Annotated in this window: 16 protein-coding genes and 3 pseudogenes; 11 read left to right on the plus strand and 8 right to left on the minus strand. The window is 69.3% G+C overall.

The window, feature by feature from the left end; all coding sequences use genetic code 11:
• Nucleotides 1–491: 491 nt before the first annotated feature.
• The 3 genes from AB0D57_RS36050 to AB0D57_RS36060 all read right to left on the minus strand — a co-directional run bounded on the left by AB0D57_RS36050 (nucleotide 492) and on the right by AB0D57_RS36060 (nucleotide 3,626).
• On the minus strand, nucleotides 492–830 hold the full coding sequence (locus AB0D57_RS36050) for a hypothetical protein (RefSeq protein WP_362083197.1): 339 nt from the start codon (nucleotides 828–830) through the stop codon (nucleotides 492–494).
• 184 nt (nucleotides 831–1,014) lie between these two features.
• On the minus strand, nucleotides 1,015–2,370 hold the full coding sequence (locus AB0D57_RS36055) for an NAD(P)/FAD-dependent oxidoreductase (protein ID WP_362083200.1): 1,356 nt from the start codon (nucleotides 2,368–2,370) through the stop codon (nucleotides 1,015–1,017).
• Nucleotides 2,371–2,666: 296 nt separating this feature from the next.
• On the minus strand, nucleotides 2,667–3,626 hold the full coding sequence (locus AB0D57_RS36060; RefSeq protein ID WP_362083203.1) for a helix-turn-helix transcriptional regulator: 960 nt from the start codon (nucleotides 3,624–3,626) through the stop codon (nucleotides 2,667–2,669).
• A 217-nt stretch (nucleotides 3,627–3,843) separates the two neighbouring features.
• Here AB0D57_RS36060 and AB0D57_RS36065 point away from each other — a divergent pair, with 217 nt between their 5' ends.
• From AB0D57_RS36065 to AB0D57_RS36100, 8 genes and pseudogenes are all read left to right on the plus strand, one after another.
• Nucleotides 3,844–4,410 carry an ester cyclase gene (locus AB0D57_RS36065; protein WP_362083206.1) on the plus strand — a complete coding sequence of 189 codons (567 nt, stop codon included), beginning with the start codon at nucleotides 3,844–3,846 and terminating at the stop codon, nucleotides 4,408–4,410.
• Nucleotides 4,411–4,631: 221 nt separating this feature from the next.
• Nucleotides 4,632–5,264 carry an SDR family NAD(P)-dependent oxidoreductase gene (locus tag AB0D57_RS36070; RefSeq protein WP_362083209.1) on the plus strand — a complete coding sequence of 211 codons (633 nt, stop codon included), beginning with the start codon at nucleotides 4,632–4,634 and terminating at the stop codon, nucleotides 5,262–5,264.
• Complete coding sequence (locus AB0D57_RS36075) at nucleotides 5,213–5,395, plus strand: hypothetical protein (protein WP_362083212.1); 183 nt, start codon at nucleotides 5,213–5,215, stop codon at nucleotides 5,393–5,395. The genes AB0D57_RS36070 and AB0D57_RS36075 overlap by 52 nt, the downstream gene beginning before the upstream one ends.
• Before the next feature lie 103 nt (nucleotides 5,396–5,498).
• Entirely contained in the window at nucleotides 5,499–6,344 is an 846-nt protein-coding gene (locus AB0D57_RS36080) for an SDR family oxidoreductase (protein WP_362083215.1), read from the plus strand.
• Between the two features lie 196 nt (nucleotides 6,345–6,540).
• Nucleotides 6,541–7,195 (plus strand): annotated as a pseudogene (locus AB0D57_RS36085) ((2Fe-2S)-binding protein).
• 12 nt (nucleotides 7,196–7,207) lie between these two features.
• Nucleotides 7,208–7,453, plus strand: a pseudogene (locus tag AB0D57_RS36090) (FAD binding domain-containing protein); the annotation flags it as partial.
• Nucleotides 7,454–7,655: 202 nt separating this feature from the next.
• Nucleotides 7,656–8,781: pseudogene (locus AB0D57_RS36095) on the plus strand (XdhC family protein).
• A gap of 375 nt (nucleotides 8,782–9,156) precedes the next feature.
• Nucleotides 9,157–9,816, plus strand: a complete 660-nt coding sequence (locus AB0D57_RS36100) for a YceI family protein (protein WP_362083218.1) — start codon at nucleotides 9,157–9,159, stop codon at nucleotides 9,814–9,816.
• Between the two features lie 96 nt (nucleotides 9,817–9,912).
• Here the strand turns inward: AB0D57_RS36100 and AB0D57_RS36105 are convergent, their stop codons facing one another.
• Nucleotides 9,913–10,575 carry a TetR/AcrR family transcriptional regulator gene (locus tag AB0D57_RS36105; protein WP_362083221.1) on the minus strand — a complete coding sequence of 221 codons (663 nt, stop codon included), beginning with the start codon at nucleotides 10,573–10,575 and terminating at the stop codon, nucleotides 9,913–9,915.
• Between the two features lie 136 nt (nucleotides 10,576–10,711).
• On the opposite strand from AB0D57_RS36105, the gene AB0D57_RS36110 reads away from it, so the two are divergent.
• From AB0D57_RS36110 to AB0D57_RS36120, 3 genes are read left to right on the plus strand one after another with little or no spacing between them, the layout of a single operon-like run.
• Nucleotides 10,712–11,914 carry an acyl-CoA dehydrogenase family protein gene (locus AB0D57_RS36110; protein ID WP_362083224.1) on the plus strand — a complete coding sequence of 401 codons (1,203 nt, stop codon included), beginning with the start codon at nucleotides 10,712–10,714 and terminating at the stop codon, nucleotides 11,912–11,914.
• The gene (locus AB0D57_RS36115; RefSeq protein WP_362083227.1) at nucleotides 11,911–12,939 is read left to right on the plus strand and encodes a phosphotransferase family protein; all 1,029 of its coding nucleotides are present in this window, start codon (nucleotides 11,911–11,913) and stop codon (nucleotides 12,937–12,939) included. Before AB0D57_RS36110 ends, AB0D57_RS36115 begins: the two co-directional genes overlap by 4 nt.
• A 29-nt stretch (nucleotides 12,940–12,968) precedes the next feature.
• The gene (locus tag AB0D57_RS36120; RefSeq protein WP_362083230.1) at nucleotides 12,969–13,727 is read left to right on the plus strand and encodes a glucose 1-dehydrogenase; all 759 of its coding nucleotides are present in this window, start codon (nucleotides 12,969–12,971) and stop codon (nucleotides 13,725–13,727) included.
• 71 nt (nucleotides 13,728–13,798) lie between these two features.
• On the opposite strand, the gene AB0D57_RS36125 is transcribed toward AB0D57_RS36120, so the two are convergent.
• From AB0D57_RS36125 to AB0D57_RS36140, 4 genes are all read right to left on the minus strand, one after another.
• The gene (locus AB0D57_RS36125; protein ID WP_362083233.1) at nucleotides 13,799–14,839 is read right to left on the minus strand and encodes an MBL fold metallo-hydrolase; all 1,041 of its coding nucleotides are present in this window, start codon (nucleotides 14,837–14,839) and stop codon (nucleotides 13,799–13,801) included.
• Between the two features lie 78 nt (nucleotides 14,840–14,917).
• On the minus strand, nucleotides 14,918–16,432 hold the full coding sequence (locus AB0D57_RS36130) for a class I adenylate-forming enzyme family protein (protein ID WP_362083236.1): 1,515 nt from the start codon (nucleotides 16,430–16,432) through the stop codon (nucleotides 14,918–14,920).
• Nucleotides 16,433–16,524: 92 nt separating this feature from the next.
• Nucleotides 16,525–16,845, minus strand: coding sequence for an EthD family reductase (locus AB0D57_RS36135; protein ID WP_362083239.1), 321 nt, complete (start codon nucleotides 16,843–16,845; stop codon nucleotides 16,525–16,527).
• A 55-nt stretch (nucleotides 16,846–16,900) separates the two neighbouring features.
• Entirely contained in the window at nucleotides 16,901–17,296 is a 396-nt protein-coding gene (locus AB0D57_RS36140; RefSeq protein ID WP_362083242.1) for a hypothetical protein, read from the minus strand.
• Between the last annotated feature and the right edge of the window lie 22 nt (nucleotides 17,297–17,318).

The raw sequence follows: 17,318 nt of genomic DNA on the forward strand, positions 1-17,318 counted from the left end.
CGGCGAGTTGGTCACGAGTCTCATCCGGGATGCGCATACCACACCAACGAGCTTCAGGACGGGAAGCAACACTTTGATTCCCCGCAAGCCCTTAGCGTTCTACCCGCTGCGGTGACCGCACGAGGGGCAATGGTCCCGGGCGCCACTCATCGGGGGATTGGCTGACGCCCGGGAACCGCACCTGCGGGCTCTAGTCGCAGGTGTTGCATCCCGGGCACCCTTCACGGGGGATGTGTAGCACAGCGCCCGGAACACTGTGTTCAGCCTATCAAAGCTTTGCTGTTCCGGGCGCTGGGCCGAAGACAGTGTTCATCACGATGGAGTGGCGGTCGCGCTCCCCAGAGCCCGAAATTCTGCACCTGTATGGGATGGATTGGCCCGGGTTGAGGCGGACGACGGGGACGAACTTACATGCGGGACGATCGTCTCGCACGCGGTTCCCGTAACAGTGTTATGGCGAGCTTCACAATGTCCCGAGCAGCACCGGTGGTTCAGCTCGACATCCCCAGGATCACAGCGCCGCCGATCGTCGCGACGGTGATGAGGACCATCGCGGTCAGCGTTCCTCGAAGCCATCGCCCGAAGCGGATGTGGTGTTGCTCTTCCACCACGCTGATGCGGTCGGCAATGTACTCAGTCACCATGTGGGCGACGTATCTCTGCTCTTCGAGATACCAGCGCTCGATATCCGTCTTCTGTTCCTGCGTCAGCCCCAGCCCTCGTGCGGTGAAATCTGCTACACGCCGATGTGCTGCTTGCAGATGAGCCTCCCGGTACAGGAATGTCTCGATGTCGGTCAGGCCGCGTGCGGCCTCCTCACTCGCGTCCATGGCGTGCTCCAGAGGGGAACAAGAAGCCCGGTTGCGGCGATGCCGGGTCCGGGCGGGTCGAATGACAGGGATGCGCAGCGAATCCCCGGCGGACTGAGTTGCGCGGCGTCTGCCGACGCAACGTCGCCTACTCAAGCGAATGACACGCGGGTATCGATCTGGCGGTGGAGCCGATCGCGCATGCTCATGCGGCCGTATTGTCGCTCGCCCGGCTCTCGCCGGAGCGCTGCGGATTGCCGCTCGTGACGAACGCCTCCCGTGGGTGCTGAACGGAGGCGAGGGAGACGAGATCCCGGCTGAACAGGGCGGCGGTGAGCCAGACGGTGAGAACGCGGACCTTGCGCTCCCAGGTGGGCACGGCCAGGACGTGATAGCCCCGGTGCATCAGCCAGGCGGGAAGTCCCTTGATGACGATGCTCTTGTACTGGAAGATGCCGCGCCCCAGACCCAGCGTCGCCACCACTCCCAGACTGCTGTGTCGGTAGTTTCGGATCTTCCGCCCGTGCAGGCTGGCTGCAATGTTCTTTGCAAGGCGCTTGCCCTGCCGCACGGCGTGCTGGGCGTTCGGCACCGTGTGCGCGCCCGGTACGGGCGAAGCCAGGTCGGGAACGGCCGCATCGTCTCCGGCCGCCCACACATCCGGCACGGGCTCGCTGTCGGTGCCCACGCGGAGATCGGGGCGGACCACGAGCAGGCCCCGCTCGTCGACCGGCAGATCCGTGTGGTTGTGCACGACCGGGTTGGAGGCGTTGCCGGCGGTCCAGACGATCAGCCCCGAATCGAACTCCTCTCCGCTGGAGAGCACGACGTGCCCGTCTTCGGCGGAGACGAGCTGCGTGTTCAGGTGGACGTGCGCGCCACGGCGTTCCAGGGAGCGCACCACCCAGGCGCCGGGCTTGTCGCCCACCTCGGGCAGGATGCGGCCCCGGGCCTCAACCAGGTGGAAGGAAAGGTCGTCGAAGCTCAGTTCCGGATAGGACTTGAGCATCGCCGTTGCCAGCGAGAGCAGTTCACCGAAGCCCTCGACGCCGGAGAACCCGCCGCCCACGAAGGTGACGGTGAGCAGCTTTCGCCGTTCGGCGCCTGACGGCAGGGACGCTGCCTGGTCGAACGCGGTCATCAGCCGGTCGCGGACGGCCACCGCCTCCTCCACGTGCTTCAGGCCGATCGCCTGCTGCGCCAGGCCGGGTATGGGGAAGGTGCGGGTCACGGCGCCGGCGGTGACCACGAGAGTGTCGTAACGGAGTTCATAGTCGGCTCCGCTCACGGGCCGTACGGTGACCGTCCGGTCTGCGTTGCTGATCTCGGTCACGCTCCCCGAGATCACCCGGGTTCCGCGCAGGTGCCGCCGCAACGACACGGCGGCGTGACGTGCCTCGACCGATCCAGCCGTCACCTCCGGCAGGAAGGGCTGGTAGGTCATGTAAGGACGCGGGTCGACAACCGTGACCCGCGCCTCGCCCGCACGCAGCGTCTTCTCCAGGCCCCATGCGGTGTAGAAGCCCGCGTAGCCGCCACCGACGATCACAATCTCACGCATGATTCCCTCTGCTTGTAGTTCGACACCAGATAGACCGGGCGGGGCAGGCTGGTGTGACAGCGCATCACGACGTGGCCCCGCATGTGCGGCACCTCTCGGCCCACGGGTTCTCGGCAATCGGGTGGCTGCCAGGAGCACACACGCCGAGCAGGTCATGCGCCTCCTGAAGCGTCAGCAGGACCCGCTGTCGCCGGTGTGCTGCACGGGTCGGCAATGTCACCGGCCGTCGGCGGCTCATGGCGGGACAACGTGATGACGCTCGCGAAGCGACACGTTGTCATGCTGTGGCTCGTCGATCAGTCGGGCGTCTCCGCCGAGTCGGCCGACTCGGAGGCGTCAGTCGACGCGGACTGCTCGATTGCGTCAGTGGTCGCCGCCCAACTGGCCAGCAGGTTCAGCGCGTCCTGTGACGGCGATGCGGGCTCGGCGGTGTAGGTGAGGAGGAACTGGCTGGGATCGGCGCCCAGCGGGAAGGCCTCGAACGACAGGTCCAGGTCCCCGACGACCGGGTGGTGGAGGCGCTTCATGCCCGTGGTGTGGATCCGGACGTTGTGGGCGGCCCAACGGCGTCGGAACTCCTCGCTGCGGGTGGACAGCTCCCCGATCAGGTCCGTCAGCCGCCGGTCGTAGGGATCGCGGCCGGCCTCGGCGCGCAGCATGGCGACCGTGTCGCCTGCGACCTCGTCCCAGTCGCGGAAGAACTCAGCCGCATGCGCGTCGAGGAAGACGAACCGGGCGTTGCTGGGTGGCCTCAAGGGGTCGGCGTAGAGCGGCGAGAACAGCGCCCGCCCGAGGTGGTTGGCGGCCAGGATGTCCAGGCGTCCGCTGAGTACGAACGCGGGCGTGCCGACCATCGAGTCGAGGACGCGCTGCACCGCGGGCCGGACGCGCTGCTGGGCCGGTCGGCGGCGCGGCGGACGGGTAGCGCCGGCGCCGCGCAACAGGTCGAGCAGATGGGTTCGCTCTGCCTCGTCGAGCTGTAGCGCTTGCGCGATGCCGTCGATGACGCTCTCGGAGACGCCGGTGGCGTTCCCGCGCTCGAGCCGGGTGTAGTACTCGCTCGAGATGCCCGCGAGGAGGGCGACCTCCTCACGCCGCAGGCCGGAGACCCGCCGCCGGTCTTCGCCGTACGGGGGCAGTCCGGCCTGCTCGGGGGTGACCCTGGCCCGTCGTGTACCCAGGAATTCCCGGATCTCCGCGCGGAAATCGCCACGGATGTCGCGGTGAGCGCCGTAAGGGCCCTTTCTGCCTGTCATGTCCTCCACTCTACGAGCGCTGCCCTCTGGCTGGGGGTCCCTCTCAGTGACCCCCTCGTCAGGGACTCCCAGGCTCCCGAGCCAGCCGGTTCTCTAGGGGGTGTGCACCGCCGAGGCGGTGTGAACGGCCTGGATGCGGCGGGGTACTGCCGCCCGTCTCCAGCCCCTCCCTGCGGCGCTGTCGGCGCTGCGGACCTCCGAAACAAAGGGACGAACAATGCGTCGACGCACCAAGGCTGCCGTCGTCATCACGGCTCTGGGAGCACTCAGCCTCTCGGCCTACGGAGCAAATGCCGCGGACACGACCCGCACGGCCAACGTCAACACCGACTCCGCCGTCGCCCCGGAATCCGCCTCGTGGCACCGCGGGACCGTCCAGGCCAACAAGCGCATCATGGAGCGCTTCACCAGCGAGTTCCTGCCCACCGGCGACCCCGAGATGGCGAAGAAGTTCCTCAGCCCGGACATCGTCATGCACTTCGCCGGAACGACGCACCAGGGACGGGACACCTACCTCGGCATCGTCGCCGCCAGCATGAGGGCCTTCCCCGACCTCAAGTGGACGGTGGAGGACATGCGCGCCGAGGGCGACACCGTGGCCATCCGCTACACCATGACCGGCACCCACGAAGGACCCTTCGCCGGGGTCGAGGGCACCGGCAGGAAGGTCCACGCAGAGAGCTTCGCGTTCTACCGCCTCACCCGCGGCAAGATCGTCGAGGAGCGCGCCCAGCTCGACATGCTGACCATCCTCCAGCAGATGGGCGCCATACCGGCCGCCTAGGACCTGTCCTGGCCGCACCCTCCACCGCACCCGTAACGGTCGGTCCACCCATGTGGCCGGCCCAGGTGCGAGGACACACGACTGGCAGCCGGGCCCCGGCCCTCCACGCTGCCAGGCCCGGGGGTCTGCGCCGTCCCATCGGCCGACGCGACTGATGTGACGCCCCACCGCTTGCCCCGACGTCGTATGTGACGTCGTACGTCTAGAAAGAGAACCACCCCATGGCAACGAATCTGACCGGCACCGTCGCTCTTGTCACCGGCGCGAGCAGCGGTATCGGCGCCGCCACCGCCCGTCGACTCGCCGAGCACAGGGCCTCCGTCGTGCTCGTGGCCCGCCGCAAGGACCGCCTCGACGACCTCGCCGCCGAGATCGAGAAGGCCGGTGGCACAGCCCTGGTCGTGGAGGCGGACATCGCCGACCGCGCCCAGGCCGAGGCCGCCGTACAGCAGGCCGTGGAGTCCTTCGGACGGCTGGACATCCTGGTCAACAACGCCGGCCTGATGCTCCTGGGCCCCGTCGTCGGCGCGGACGTCGAGGAGTGGGAGCGCATGATCGCCGTCAACGTCCAGGGCCTGCTCTACACCACCCGCGCCGCGCTACCACACCTGCTCAAGGCGGCCGAGGACGGTCCGCGCCGGGTCGCCGACATCGTCAACATCAGCTCGATCGCCGGCCGCGTCGCCTGGAACGGCTACGGCGTCTACAACCTCACCAAGTTCGGCGTGAACGGCTCACCGAGTCCCTGCGCCAGGAAGTCACCCAGCGGCACGTCCGCGTCGGTGTCCTGGAGCCGGGCGGCGTGGACACCGAGCTGGGCTCGCACAACAAGCCCGAGATCCAGGGCGCGATGATCACCCCCTTCTACGAGACGACCGAGGTCCTCGCCCCCGACGACATCGCCGACGGCGTCGCCTACATGGTCACCCGGCCCCGCCACACCTCCGTCGGCGAACTGTGGATCATGCCGACGGACCAGGCCTGACGCCATCTGCTCTCATCCGCTGCTCGGCCATCGGCCGGGACGCCCCGCATCATCACCGCGCAACACCCGGGTGCCGGATCACGGCACCTGAAAGGAACCCCTCATGAGCAAGGTCATTCTCGTCACCGGTGCCGGACGCGGTCTGGGCACGGACATCGTCCGAGAGGCCCTCGCCGCCGGCCACCAGGTCGTCGCCACCGGCCGCCGCCCCGAAGAGGTCGAGGAGACCCTCGGCGGGCCACAGGACAACCTGCTGGTCACCAAACTGGACGTCACCAGCCTGGAGGACGCCGAGGCCGCCGCGCAGGCCACCGTCGACCGCTTCGGCCGCATCGACGTCCTGATCAACAACGCCGGCAATTTCTTCGCCGGCTACTTCGAGGAGATCACTCCGGCGCAGATGCGCCAGCAGATCGAGACCAATCTCTTCGGACCCATGAACGTCACCCGCGCCGTCCTGCCCGTCCTGCGCAAGCAGCGCGCCGGCCACATCATCACCCTCTCCTCCTCCGCCGGCATCATCGGCCAGGAATTCTGCGTCGCCTACGCCGCCTCCAAATTCGGCGTCGAGGGGTGGATGGAATCCCTGCGCTACGACGTCGAGCCCTACAACATCCACACCACCGTCGTGGAACCCGGCTTCTTCCGCACCGAACTCCTCGTCGACGGCTCCACCATCTGGCCCGAGCCGACCATCGACGACTACGCCGAACGCACCACCGCCACCGTCGCCGCATGGAAGAGCATGAACGGCCGGCAGAGCGGCGACCCCGCCAAACTCGCCCGTGCGCTGCTCACCATCGCCAACCAGGACAAGCCTCTGCAGCGCTTCGTCGCCGGCGCCGACGCCATCGAAGGCGTCAAGGCCAAGGCCGAGGAACTCCTCGCCCAAACCGAAGCCTCCCGCGAACTCGGCGGCAACCTCGGCTACGACGACACCACCGCCTGAACGCCCCTGAAGCCGGGCCTCGATCTCACACCGCGGAGGTGAGTTCGGGGCCGGGCCACAGCCCGTCGCCGCGTCCGTCATGACAACTGCCCAGTACAGCGCCGTTCGCCCCGGTGGTGACGGACGACGTGGGTTCTGGCTCTGGGCACGCCGACGAAGAGGCCCATCGACCTTCCGCCGATCCGAAAGCGTACGCATGTCCACTGAACTCACCGAGTCAGCCGTTCCTCCCCCCTCCGAGTCCTCCTCCGAGCCCCCCTCGGCGCCGTCCCGGCGCACGTTCATCGCGACGACCACCGCGGTCGGGGGTGTTGTCGTGGCGGGCGGCCTGATGACGAGTCCGACCGCGCTCGGCGCCGAGTCGGCGGCCACCGCCGATGCGCCGCCCAGCGGTCGTGTCTCGCTGACCGTCAACGGCAAGCGGCACACCGTCACAGTCGACAACCGGACCTCGCTCCTTGACCTGCTGCGCGAGCACCTTGGCCTGCCCGGCTCGAAGAAGGGCTGCAACGCCGGTGCCTGCGGGGCCTGCACGGTTCTGGTCGACGGTCGCCGGGTCAACTCCTGTCTGACGCTGACGGTGCGGCTGGAGGACGCAGAGGTCACCACCATCGAGGGCCTGGCCGACGGCGACGAACTGCACCCGTTGCAGCAGGCATTCGTCGAGCAGGACGCCTTCCAGTGCGGCTACTGCACTCCCGGCCAGATCATGTCCGGCGTCGGCTGCATCCAGGAGGGCCACACCGGCTCCAAGGACGAGATCCGAGAGTGGATGAGCGGCAACATCTGCCGCTGCGGGGTGTTACGTGAAGATCGTGCGCGCGGTCGAACAGACCGCCCGCCGGAAATGAGGCCTGCCTCCCATGTATCCCTTCACTTTCACCAAGGTCTCCGACACCGCCGGGGCACTCGCCGCGGGCCGGCGCGGCGGGCGTTACATCGCCGGGGGCACCACCCTGGTCGACCTGATGCGTGAGACCGTCGAACGCCCCGGCGCACTGGTCGATATCAGTGGCTTGCCGTTGCGCGAGGTCACGGTCACCGAGCGCGGGGGCCTGCGGATAGGTGCGCTGGTGCGGATGGCCGAGGCCGCGGCCCACTCCGAGGTCGTCCACATCGGCGTGGCACCCGCCAGCGCCAACGCGGTCTTCAACGCCACCGGACGCCGCGTACGCGAACTGCCCATCACCGTCGAAGCCCTGCTCTGAGGCACGCGGACGCTCGCCCGGCCCGAGCCCTCAGGTGCTCGCCCGACCGTCCGACGGCCGACCGCGCCCGACCACGTATGCCGCCCTCACCGGAGAACCGCCCATGCTGAACATCGCAGACACGCTGCACGACTGGTGCCGCGAGGCCCGTCCCTTCGCCCTCGCCACCGTCATCAAGGTCAGCGGCAGCGCGCCCCTGCCACCCGGCACCGCCCTCGCCGTCGACGCCGACGGTGAGGTGGTCGGCAGCATCTCCGGCGGCTGTGTGGAAGGTGCCGTCTACGAACTGTGCCAACAGGTACTGGCGGACGGCGGCACCCCCGTACGAGCCCGGTTCGGCTACTCCGACGACGACGCCTTCGCCGTCGGCCTCACCTGCGGCGGCGAAATCGACGTCCTCGTACAGCGCGTAGAACCGACGGCCCAACGTCACCATGGCTCTGGAAGATGCGGTGTCGGGACGTCCCACTGCGGTGGCCCAGATCGTCGACGGCCCCGAGCACCTCCTCGGCCGCGCCCTCTCCCTGCTCGGCGACGGCAACGCGTACGACGGAACCCTGGGCGGCGCACGAGAGGACCGGGCAGTGGCAGCCCAGGCCCGCGCACTGCTCAGGGCGGGGCGCACCGCCCGTATCGAGGTCGGCGGGGACGCCGACACCTGCCCCGAACGGCTCTCCGTCCTCGTCCACACCCACGCACCCCGCCCCCGCATGCTCATCTTCGGCGCCATCGACTTCGCCGCCGCCCTCAGCCGGACCGGCCACTTCCTCGGCTACCACGTCACCGTCTGCGACGCCCGCCCCGTCTTCGCCACCCCCACCCGCTTCCCCCACGCCGACGGGATCATCGTCGACTTGCCCCACCGCTACCTGGAACACACCGAGGTCGACGCCCGCACCGTCATCTGCGTCCTCACCCACGACCCCAAATTCGACATCCCCCTGCTCCGCCTCGCCCTCAGCCTCCCCGTCGGGTACATCGGCGCCATGGGCTCCCGCCGCACCCACGACCACCGCGTGGACGCCCTGCGTGATGCCGGCGTAACCGCCGACCGGCTCGCCCGCCTGCACTCCCCCATAGGCCTCGATCTCGGCGCTCACACCCCCGAAGAAACCGCCATCTCCATCACCGCCGAAATCATCGCCCACTCCAACCACGGCACCGGGCAACTCCTTGCCCGCAGCACCGGCCCCATCCACCACCCCGCCCCCGCAGACCGCCTTCCTTGACGGCGGACACGAGTGGTACGTGTGGCGCATCCTCCTGAGGGACTTTCTGGCGCGTGCGGCTTTTCGGGAACCGGTCCGACGGCCTGCTTACAGAAGTGATCGCCGAAATAGTCGCGGATGATGTGCAGGTTTTAGGGCGGTCTGCCTGTAGGTAGGGGTAGTGGTGTTCGACCCGGGCGATCGGGTCGAATTTCCCCGCAGGACGCATCCGCATTCATTCGCCCGCCTCTTGGTGATTCCGTGGCGAGTGTGTGGGGATAGTGTAGCCATCGGCCATACGGTGGTGGTGTATAAGCCTGTCAGTACCGATTCGGGCCTCGGCAGCTCTTGAGTAAAGGTTGCGCCAATATCTGCCGTGCAGTAATTACGTGAGTCATGAAATTGTTCAACCGCGGTGCGTCACTCCGTCCCTCGGAACCCCCCGTCGCTCCACAACTCCCCGTCGCCCCATCGGCTTTCGCCCCTGCCGGTCTGCCGGATCCCGGCCTGGCTGCGCTGACCGGAGAGTGGGAGATCGACCCGGCACACAGCCGGATCGGCTTCTCCGTCCGGCATGCGATGGTGACCACGGTGCGCGGGGCTTTCACGGAGTACCAAAGCCGGCTCTATCTCGACGGCCGCAACCCCGCTCGCTCGCGGGCCGAGATCGTATTGTCCACCGCCAGCGTGAACAGTGGTGTGGAACAACGCGACGCCCACTTGGTCAGCCGTGACTTCCTGGACGCCGCGACCTACCCACGCATGCGTTTCACCAGCACCGCCGCGCAACTCGCGGGCACCGACGTCTACCGCATGACCGGCGACCTCACCATCAAGGACACCACCCGTCCCCTCGTCCTGGAGCTCACCTATATAGGACACGTCACCGACCCGTTCGGCTATGAGTGGGTCGGCTTCGGCGGCACCACCACCATCAATCGTTCCGAATGGGGTCTGACGTACAACGCCAGACTGGCCGAGGGCGGCGCCATGGTGAGTGACAAGGTTCGCCTCGAATTCGACATCTCCGCCGTCCGCACGGCTCCCGTCGGCTGACGGAGCCTTACTCTGCTGCTTCGTCAGGCTCCGGCTGCCGTGGCGCGGGCATCCGCGTCCGCGAGGGCGCAGCTGCGCGGCGTCGAGCAGGCAAGGTCAGTCCTCGTACGCGGTGGCGCCCGGACACCGCGCGCCCACGATACGCAGCGCGATGTCGCCGTACTGATAGGCGAGTTGGTCCACGGTGAACTCCCCGCCCTCGCGGAACCAGCTGGCCACACCGATGCCCATGTCGAGGATCGAGTACGACGCGATCCTGGCCGACTGCACGTGGAAGGCGCCCTCGGCCGTGCCCCGCTCGATCAGTTCGCGAAAGCGGCGCTCGTAGTCGCTGCGGCGGGCGAGTACCCGCTCCTGGTCGGGCTGTTCCAGGCTGCCGATCTCGCGGTTGCCGACGAAGGCTTCCAGGCGATGGCGCGCGTGGTAGCGAATGTGCGCCTCCACGGAGCGGCGCAGTTGTTCCCGTACCTCGCCGGTGTCCGCGACAGCGGCTGTGTTGTCGGCGATGAGCTGCTCCATCGTGCCGATCATGATCTCGGCCAGCAACTCGTGCTTGGACGCCACGTGTTTGTAGAGGCTCGGCCCGCGAATGCCCACGGCGGCGCCGATGTCGGTCATGGTCGTGGACCGATAGCCCTGCGCGGCGAACAACCGTAGCGCGGCCTCGCGGATCCCCGACCGGCGGTCGGCCGCGGGGGCGCCCTCCGGGCGCGGCGGCCGGTGCGGCCGCTCGTACACCTCGCCTTGAGATGCGCTCACATGGACTCCCGGGAAGCTACTGCACATTAGCCGATTCCATCACTCTGGAGCAGCCACTATAGCCCGAACCCTTGACATAGCACTCCCCTCACCCGTGTCATGGCTAATGGTCAGTAGCCAAGATCAGAGGTGAGATGTGTCCATCAGCTTCGAGATCGACGAGAGGGTCGCCGAGATCGCGCGGCGTACCACGGACTTCGTACGGGATGTGGTGATACCCGAGGAACAGGCGTGTGACGGCAACGTCCATGCGGGACCGGAACCACTGCGGCGGCGGCTGCAGGAGGCGGCCCGGACGGCGGGGGTGTTCGCTCCGCATGTCGGCGAGGAATTCGGCGGGCTCGGACTCGACCTGCGGGGACAGGCGGTCGTCTTCGAGGCAGCCGGTTACTCACTGCTGGGGCCGCTCGCGTTGAACTGCGCGGCGCCCGACGAGGGCAATACGCACCTGCTCGAGGTGGTGGCCACCCAGGAGCAGAAGGAGCGGTACCTCCGCCCGCTCGCCGCGGGTGAGGCGCGCTCCTGTTTCGCGATGACCGAACCGGCACCGGGCGCCGGATCCGATCCGCGCGCGCTGGCCACCGCCGCGACGAAGACCGGCGCCGGCTGGCGCATCGACGGCCGTAAGTGGTTCATCAGCGGCGCCGACGGGGCCGCCTTCGCCATCTGCATGGCCCGCACCAGCGGCGGCCCCGGTGACGCGGGCGGCGCGACGATGTTCCTCGTCGACGCGGCGAACCCGGGCATGAAGATCGTCCGGAACATCGACACCCTGGACCAGGGCCTGTTCGGCGGGCACAGCGAGATCGTCTTCGAGGGCTGCGAGGTTCCGGACACGGCCGTTCTGGGCAAGGTGGACCAGGGCTTCCGGTACGCGCAGGTGCGCCTCGGCCCGGCCCGCATGACCCACTGCATGCGCTGGCTCGGGGTGGCGCGCCGGGCACAGGACCTCGCCCTCGAACGCGCGGCGGGCCGCTCGGCCTTCGGTGGGCCGCTGGCCGAACTGGGCATGGTGCAGCAGCTGCTGGCCGACTCCGAGATCGACATCGAGACCAGCCGCGCGGTGCTGTGGCGGGCCTGCTGGGAACTGGACCAGGGCCGCTCGGCCGCCCAGCACACCTCGATCGCCAAGACCTACGTCTCCGAAGCCGTCAATCGCGTGGTCGACCGCGCCGTCCAGGTGTGCGGAGCGCTCGGCATCTCGGGGGACGCTCCGCTGTCGCGGCTGTACCGGGAGGTGCGCCCCTTCCGTATCTACGACGGCCCTTCGGAGACCCACCGCTGGGCGATCGCCAAGCGTGCGGTTCGGGCGGCGACGGAGCGGAGGGCCGGGCGATGACCCCGTCGCAGTCGGCGGTGGTCGGCGTGGACGTGACCGCGCTGCACCGCTACTTCGAGCGTCATGTCCCCGAGTGCGCCGGCCCGTTGAGGGTCGAGCTGCTGCACGGCGGGCGCTCCAACCTCACCTACGAGGTGACGGACGGGACGCACCGCTGGGTGCTGCGCCGGCCGCCGCTGGGGGTGCTGACGCCGACCGCGCACGACATGGACCGCGAGTACCGTGTCGTCGCCGCGCTCGCAGGCACCGGGGTGCCGGTCGCCCGGGCGGTGCTGTCGTGCACGGACCCGGAGGTGCTCGGAGCGCCGTTCTGCGTCGTCGACTTCGTCGAGGGCGCGGTGCTGCGCGACGGTGACGAGGCCGCCGGGCTGCCGCCCGCGGATGCGCGGCGCGCCGCCGAAGCCCTCGTCGACGCTCTGGTGGCGCTGCACTCGGTCGACGCCGCCGACGTCGGACTCGGCGGCTTCGGCCGCCCCGAGGGCTATCTGGAACGTCAGGTGCGGCGCTGGCGCGGACAGTGGGCCAAGGTCGCCACCCGGGAGCTGCCCGACCTCGAAGAGCTGCACGGCCGCCTCGCCCGCGCCGTGCCGCCGAGCGGCGCCCCGACGGTCGTGCACGGCGACTACCGCCTGGACAACACGATCCTGGCGCCCGGCGACCTCGGGCGGATCGCGGCGATCGTCGACTGGGAGATGGCCACGCTCGGCGACCCGCTCGCCGACCTCGGGATGCTCCTCATGTACTGGGATCCGACCTGCGAACCGGTCCTCGGGGCACGCCATGTCCCGACCGCCAACCCCGGCTTCCCCTCGGGTCGCGAACTGGCCGAGCGATACGCCGCGAAGTCCGGCCGGGACATCGGAGCCGTGGCCTACTACCAGGCGCTCGGGTGTTTCAAGCTCGCCGTGATCGCTGAAGGCATCCACGCCCGCTATCTCGCGGGACAGACCGTCGGAGCGGGCTTCGAGCGCGTCGGCTCCGCGGTTCCCGCGTTGCTGCGCTCCGGATTGGAGCTGCTGCCGTGAACGCTGAGGCACTGAGTGAAGGAGAGCTTATGCGAGACCGGCTGTCCGGACAGGTCGCTCTGATCACCGGCGCGACGGGCGGTATCGGCGACGCCGTCGCGCGTCGGCTGGCCGCCGAGGGCGCCGCGGTGGTGGTGACCGACGTGGACGCCGGCCGCTGCGAGGAGCTGGCGAAGGAGCTGACGGCCGGCGGTGCCCGGGCGCTGGGCCTGGCACTTGACGTCCGCGACGAGGATGCCTGGCGCGGCGCGGTCGAGCGCGCGGTCGACGAACTGGGCGGCCTGTCCGTACTCGTCAACAACGCGGGGATCGCCAAGATGCGCACCGTGGAGACGGAGACCCAGGAATCCTGGGACAAGGTCATCGCGGTCACCCAGACCGGTGTCTGGCTCGGCATGAAGCACGGCGGTGCCGCGATCGAACGCACCGGTGGCGGCTCGATCGTCAACATCGCGTCCATCTTCGGTACGGTCGGCGGGTTCGGCAGCCAGTTCTCGTACCACGCCGCGAAGGGTGCGGTCCGGCTGATGACGAAGAACGCCGCGCTGCACTGGGCCACCCGCGGAGTGCGCGTCAACTCGATCCACCCCGGCTTCATCGAGACGCCCCTCTCCCGCGAGCTGTGGCGCGGCACACCCCGGCACACCGCGATGGTCGAGGGCACGCCCATGGGCCGCCTGGGCAGGCCCGACGAGGTCTCCGGTGCGGTGGCGTTCCTCGCCTCGGACGACTCGAGCTTCGTCACCGGTTCCGAGCTCTACGTGGACGGCGGGTGGACGGCCCGCTGACAGAAGGCACGAAGCGAGGCGACGCGGCAGTTGTCGCGTCCCCTCGCTTCGTGCCTTGCGCCTGTGCGATGTCAGCGCACACGCGTGTACTGGTTCACCCCGTCGACGAACGCCACCGTGACCCGCCCCCGCAGCACCAGGACGTCCAGGTGCGCCGCCGTCTCGTTGATCGCGAGCATCTGGTTGAACGCATTGAGCTCGCCGAACGGCACCTCCCGGCGCGTCCAGCCCAGCTTGCGGGCCACCGCGTGCGCGTCGAGCGTGGCCTCGCCCAGCGCCGTCAGGCTCTGCGCCAGCCGGTTGTCGTGGTGCGTCAGCAGCTCGGCGACGCGGGTGTGCGCGCTGTCGGCGACCGGCCCGTGCGCGGGCAGCAGGCGCGCGTCGGCGTAGTGCGTCATCAGCCGCAGCGAGTCCAGGTAGTCGGCGAGCGGACGGCCCCCGGGATCGGCCAGTTCGAAGCCGATGGACGGGGTGATGTGCGGCAGGACGTGATCCCCGGAGAACAGCAGTCCGCGCTGTTCGTCCAGGAAGACCACGTGCCCCTTGGTGTGTCCGGGAGTCGGTACGACACGCAGCGCGCCGTCACCGAAGCGGAGGGTCTCGGCCCCGAGCCAGCGGTCAGGGGCCTCCCAGACCGCTGGGTCGTAGCCGCCGTGGTCCAACTCCTGGATGTGGTCGGCGAGTTCGCGGGCGCCCGCCCTGCGCAGTGTCTCCAGTGAGCCGGCGGGTTCGTCGCTGCGCAGGCGGTCGAGCATCTCCAGGCCCGGCCGTTCACCCGCGCCCAGGTACACACGGGAACCGAGCAGACGGCGCAGCTCCACGGCGTTGGTGTAGTGGTCGCGGTGGATGTGGGTGACCAGGATGTGGCTGATGTCGCCGAGGTCGCGGCCGATGGCGGCCATGGCCTCCTCGAGCGCCTTGCGTGCCTCGGGGATCGCCCAGCCCCCGTCGATCATGACGATGCCGTCGTCGTCCGCCAGATTCTCCAGCAGATAGACATTGACGGCGTGCAGGCCGTCGTTGGGCAGCGGCAGCGGAACGCGGTGCACCCCGGGCTGCACGGTCTGGACTCCGGCTGCGGCCCATGGGCCCTGGTCGAACCGCGTTGTCATGACTCTCCCTCGCTGGCTGCTGTGCCGCTGTGGAACGGGCGGAATGGTGGTCGGGGCGGCCCGTGGCCACGCCCCTCGTCAGGCCGGGTCGAAAGTGCGCGCCCGCAGCCGGTGGGCCAGCTCGCGGGCCCCCGACCGGTCGAGCTTGCCGACCTTGGTCTGCGGCAACTCCTCGATGCCGTAGACGAATTCGGGCCACTTCGTCTTGGACAGTCCCACGCTCTCCAAGTGACCCGTCACCTCCTCCAGGTCGATGCCGGCGCCGTCCTCGGTGACGACTAGCAGCGCGACCCGTTCACCGAGCACCTCGTCCGGTACGGCCGCGACGCAGGCCCTGGCCACGCGCGGGTAGCTGGCGACCGCCCGCTCTATCTCGGTGATGTCGATGTTGCGGCCGCCGCGGATGATGACGTCCTTCTCGCGGCCCATGATGCTGATGGTGCCGTCCTCGTGGACCGACAGCAGGTCCCCTGTGGGGAAGTAGCCGTCGTCGGTCAGCGTGGGCGGCTCGACCCCACCGTCGCGGGCGTAGCCGAGGAAGAGGGAGGGGCCACGCACCTGGGCCCTTCCGGACACGCCCGGCGCGGCCTCGGTGCCGTCGGGCGCGACCGCGCGCAACTGCGTACCGGGGAACGGCCGGCCGTCCCTGCCGAGCCGTATCTCCTCGGGGTCGTCGGGGCTCGGCGAGGTGTGGCCGAGGCACTCGGACATACCGAAGACACGCAGGATCCTTGTGCCCAGGGACTGTTCGGCGCGCGCCAGGGCGCCGCGGTCCATCGGGCCTCCGCCCACAGTGATCGCGCGGACCCCCGCGAGGATGCCCGAGCCGGCCGCCTCGGCGCCCATCTGCAGCGCCATGGTCGGCACACACATGGACCAGCGGACCCGGGCGTCGGCCATCCGCTGCAGTGCGACGGCCCGGTCCCACTTCGCCGTCAGAACGAGCGGGCCGCCCAGGAGAAGGGACAGGTAGACGCCGAAGCAGTACGCCGCCGTCGACGACAGCGGCACGATCGCGGCGACCGCGTCGCCGCGGGCCAGGCCGTTGATCTCGATGGTGCTCTCGCCGGCGTAGCGCAGGGCCGCCTCGGACTGCACGACGCCCTTGGGTCGCCCGGTCGAGCCCGAGGTCAACCCTATGAGCACGCCCCCCGACCAGCGCGACACATCGGGCCGCCCCGGCACGGAGTGGACCGTCCAGCCGTCGAGCACCATGCCGTCCGCCCGGCCCGGCACCAGCGCGGGCACGGCCCATTCGTCGATCGCCGAGGGCTCGGCGACGACGGCGTCCGGGCGGATGTCCTCGAAGGCCGCGGCGAACTCGGTCCGCGTGGTGTGCCGGTTGACGACGGCGAGGACACCACCGCGCAGGCCCACGGCGAGCGTCGCGGCGACGGTGCGCCATGAATTGTCGGCCTGGACCATGACGGTGCCGCCGTCGCCCTCCGCCGCCGCGCCGGGAAACAGCACCTCGGCCAGCCTGGCCGCCTCGGCCAGCAGTTCGCGCGCCGTATGGCTGCCCGCGTCGTCGATGACGGCGACGAAGTCGGCCTGCTCGGCCCGTTGTTGCAACTCCCGCACTACCTGTCGCATGCCGCTTCCTCGCTATGCTGTGCCGAACTCCGTACTGAACCCTGTCGACGAACGTGAGGAGCGGTCGCTCTTCGACCGCCCCGGGCGGCGCTTCAGCCGGTGAACAGCTCCGCCTCGTGCCCCATCACCGCGATACGCCGCCCCTTCATGTCCCCCACCTGGGCGACCGCGTCGGCCCACTCCTGGCTTTTGAGGGCCTTCTTCAGGTCCTCCGGGGAGTCGAAGCTGAGCACCGAGATCCCGTCCCAGCCCTCGGAGCGCGGCTCCAGGGCCTGGTCGATCTCGGTGTGCCGCCAGGCACGCAGTCCCGGCAGGCGATACGTCAGGTCCGCGTGATCGCCACGCCACCAGTCGATGAACCGCTCATGCGTCCACTCCGGTGGCCGGGCTGCCAGCAGGACGAGGTTGTACATAACTTCCCTCCGCACATAGTCAGTTGAAATGTGAGCCGCACCGCCGGGGAGGTGTTCAGTCGAAACGGATCTCGGACGACCGGCCGATCAGCAGCCGCTGCAGCCGGCCGCTTGCGTTCACCCGCCCGGCGGCGACGAAACTCGCCTCCAAAACACCCGCGCGCCGCACCTCGCCGAGGAAGAGCTCGTCCTGGCCGAGCGTGGTCGCGGACAGGAGATGGTGGGTGCGCGTGCCCCTCTCCCGCTGTTCGAGGTAGCCGACCAGCGCGGCGCGGTCCCCCGCGAAGTCGGTCGCCTTGCCGTCGCCGGTGGAGAACAGGATGGAAAGGGAGAAGTCGTCGCTGATCAGGTCGAGGATCTTGTTCGGCTCGTCACTGTCGAGGATCTCGAACCATGCGGTGAGGAAGGGGGCGGCGGCCGTGGTGGCGGCGCCCGTGGAGGTCTCGGTCATGTCGGATTCCCTGTCGCCTGCG

Source organism: Streptomyces sp. NPDC048275, assembly GCF_040652275.1.
Classification (GTDB): domain Bacteria; phylum Actinomycetota; class Actinomycetes; order Streptomycetales; family Streptomycetaceae; genus Streptomyces.

Bases quoted from the DNA above. Each gene is read 5' to 3' on its own strand.
- AB0D57_RS36055 (WP_362083200.1), bottom strand. From the start codon at position 2,370: ATGCGTGAGATTGTGATCGTCGGTGGCGGCTACGCGGGCTTCTACACC.
- AB0D57_RS36070 (WP_362083209.1), top strand. From the start codon at position 4,632: ATGGCAACGAATCTGACCGGCACCGTCGCTCTTGTCACCGGCGCGAGC.
- AB0D57_RS36130 (WP_362083236.1), bottom strand. From the start codon at position 16,432: ATGCGACAGGTAGTGCGGGAGTTGCAACAACGGGCCGAGCAGGCCGAC.
- AB0D57_RS36140 (WP_362083242.1), bottom strand. From the start codon at position 17,296: ATGACCGAGACCTCCACGGGCGCCGCCACCACGGCCGCCGCCCCCTTC.
- AB0D57_RS36125 (WP_362083233.1), bottom strand. From the start codon at position 14,839: ATGACAACGCGGTTCGACCAGGGCCCATGGGCCGCAGCCGGAGTCCAG.
- AB0D57_RS36050 (WP_362083197.1), bottom strand. From the start codon at position 830: ATGGACGCGAGTGAGGAGGCCGCACGCGGCCTGACCGACATCGAGACA.
- AB0D57_RS36115 (WP_362083227.1), top strand. From the start codon at position 11,911: ATGACCCCGTCGCAGTCGGCGGTGGTCGGCGTGGACGTGACCGCGCTG.
- AB0D57_RS36135 (WP_362083239.1), bottom strand. From the start codon at position 16,845: ATGTACAACCTCGTCCTGCTGGCAGCCCGGCCACCGGAGTGGACGCAT.
- AB0D57_RS36080 (WP_362083215.1), top strand. From the start codon at position 5,499: ATGAGCAAGGTCATTCTCGTCACCGGTGCCGGACGCGGTCTGGGCACG.
- AB0D57_RS36060 (WP_362083203.1), bottom strand. From the start codon at position 3,626: ATGACAGGCAGAAAGGGCCCTTACGGCGCTCACCGCGACATCCGTGGC.
- AB0D57_RS36065 (WP_362083206.1), top strand. From the start codon at position 3,844: ATGCGTCGACGCACCAAGGCTGCCGTCGTCATCACGGCTCTGGGAGCA.
- AB0D57_RS36100 (WP_362083218.1), top strand. From the start codon at position 9,157: ATGAAATTGTTCAACCGCGGTGCGTCACTCCGTCCCTCGGAACCCCCC.
- AB0D57_RS36120 (WP_362083230.1), top strand. From the start codon at position 12,969: ATGCGAGACCGGCTGTCCGGACAGGTCGCTCTGATCACCGGCGCGACG.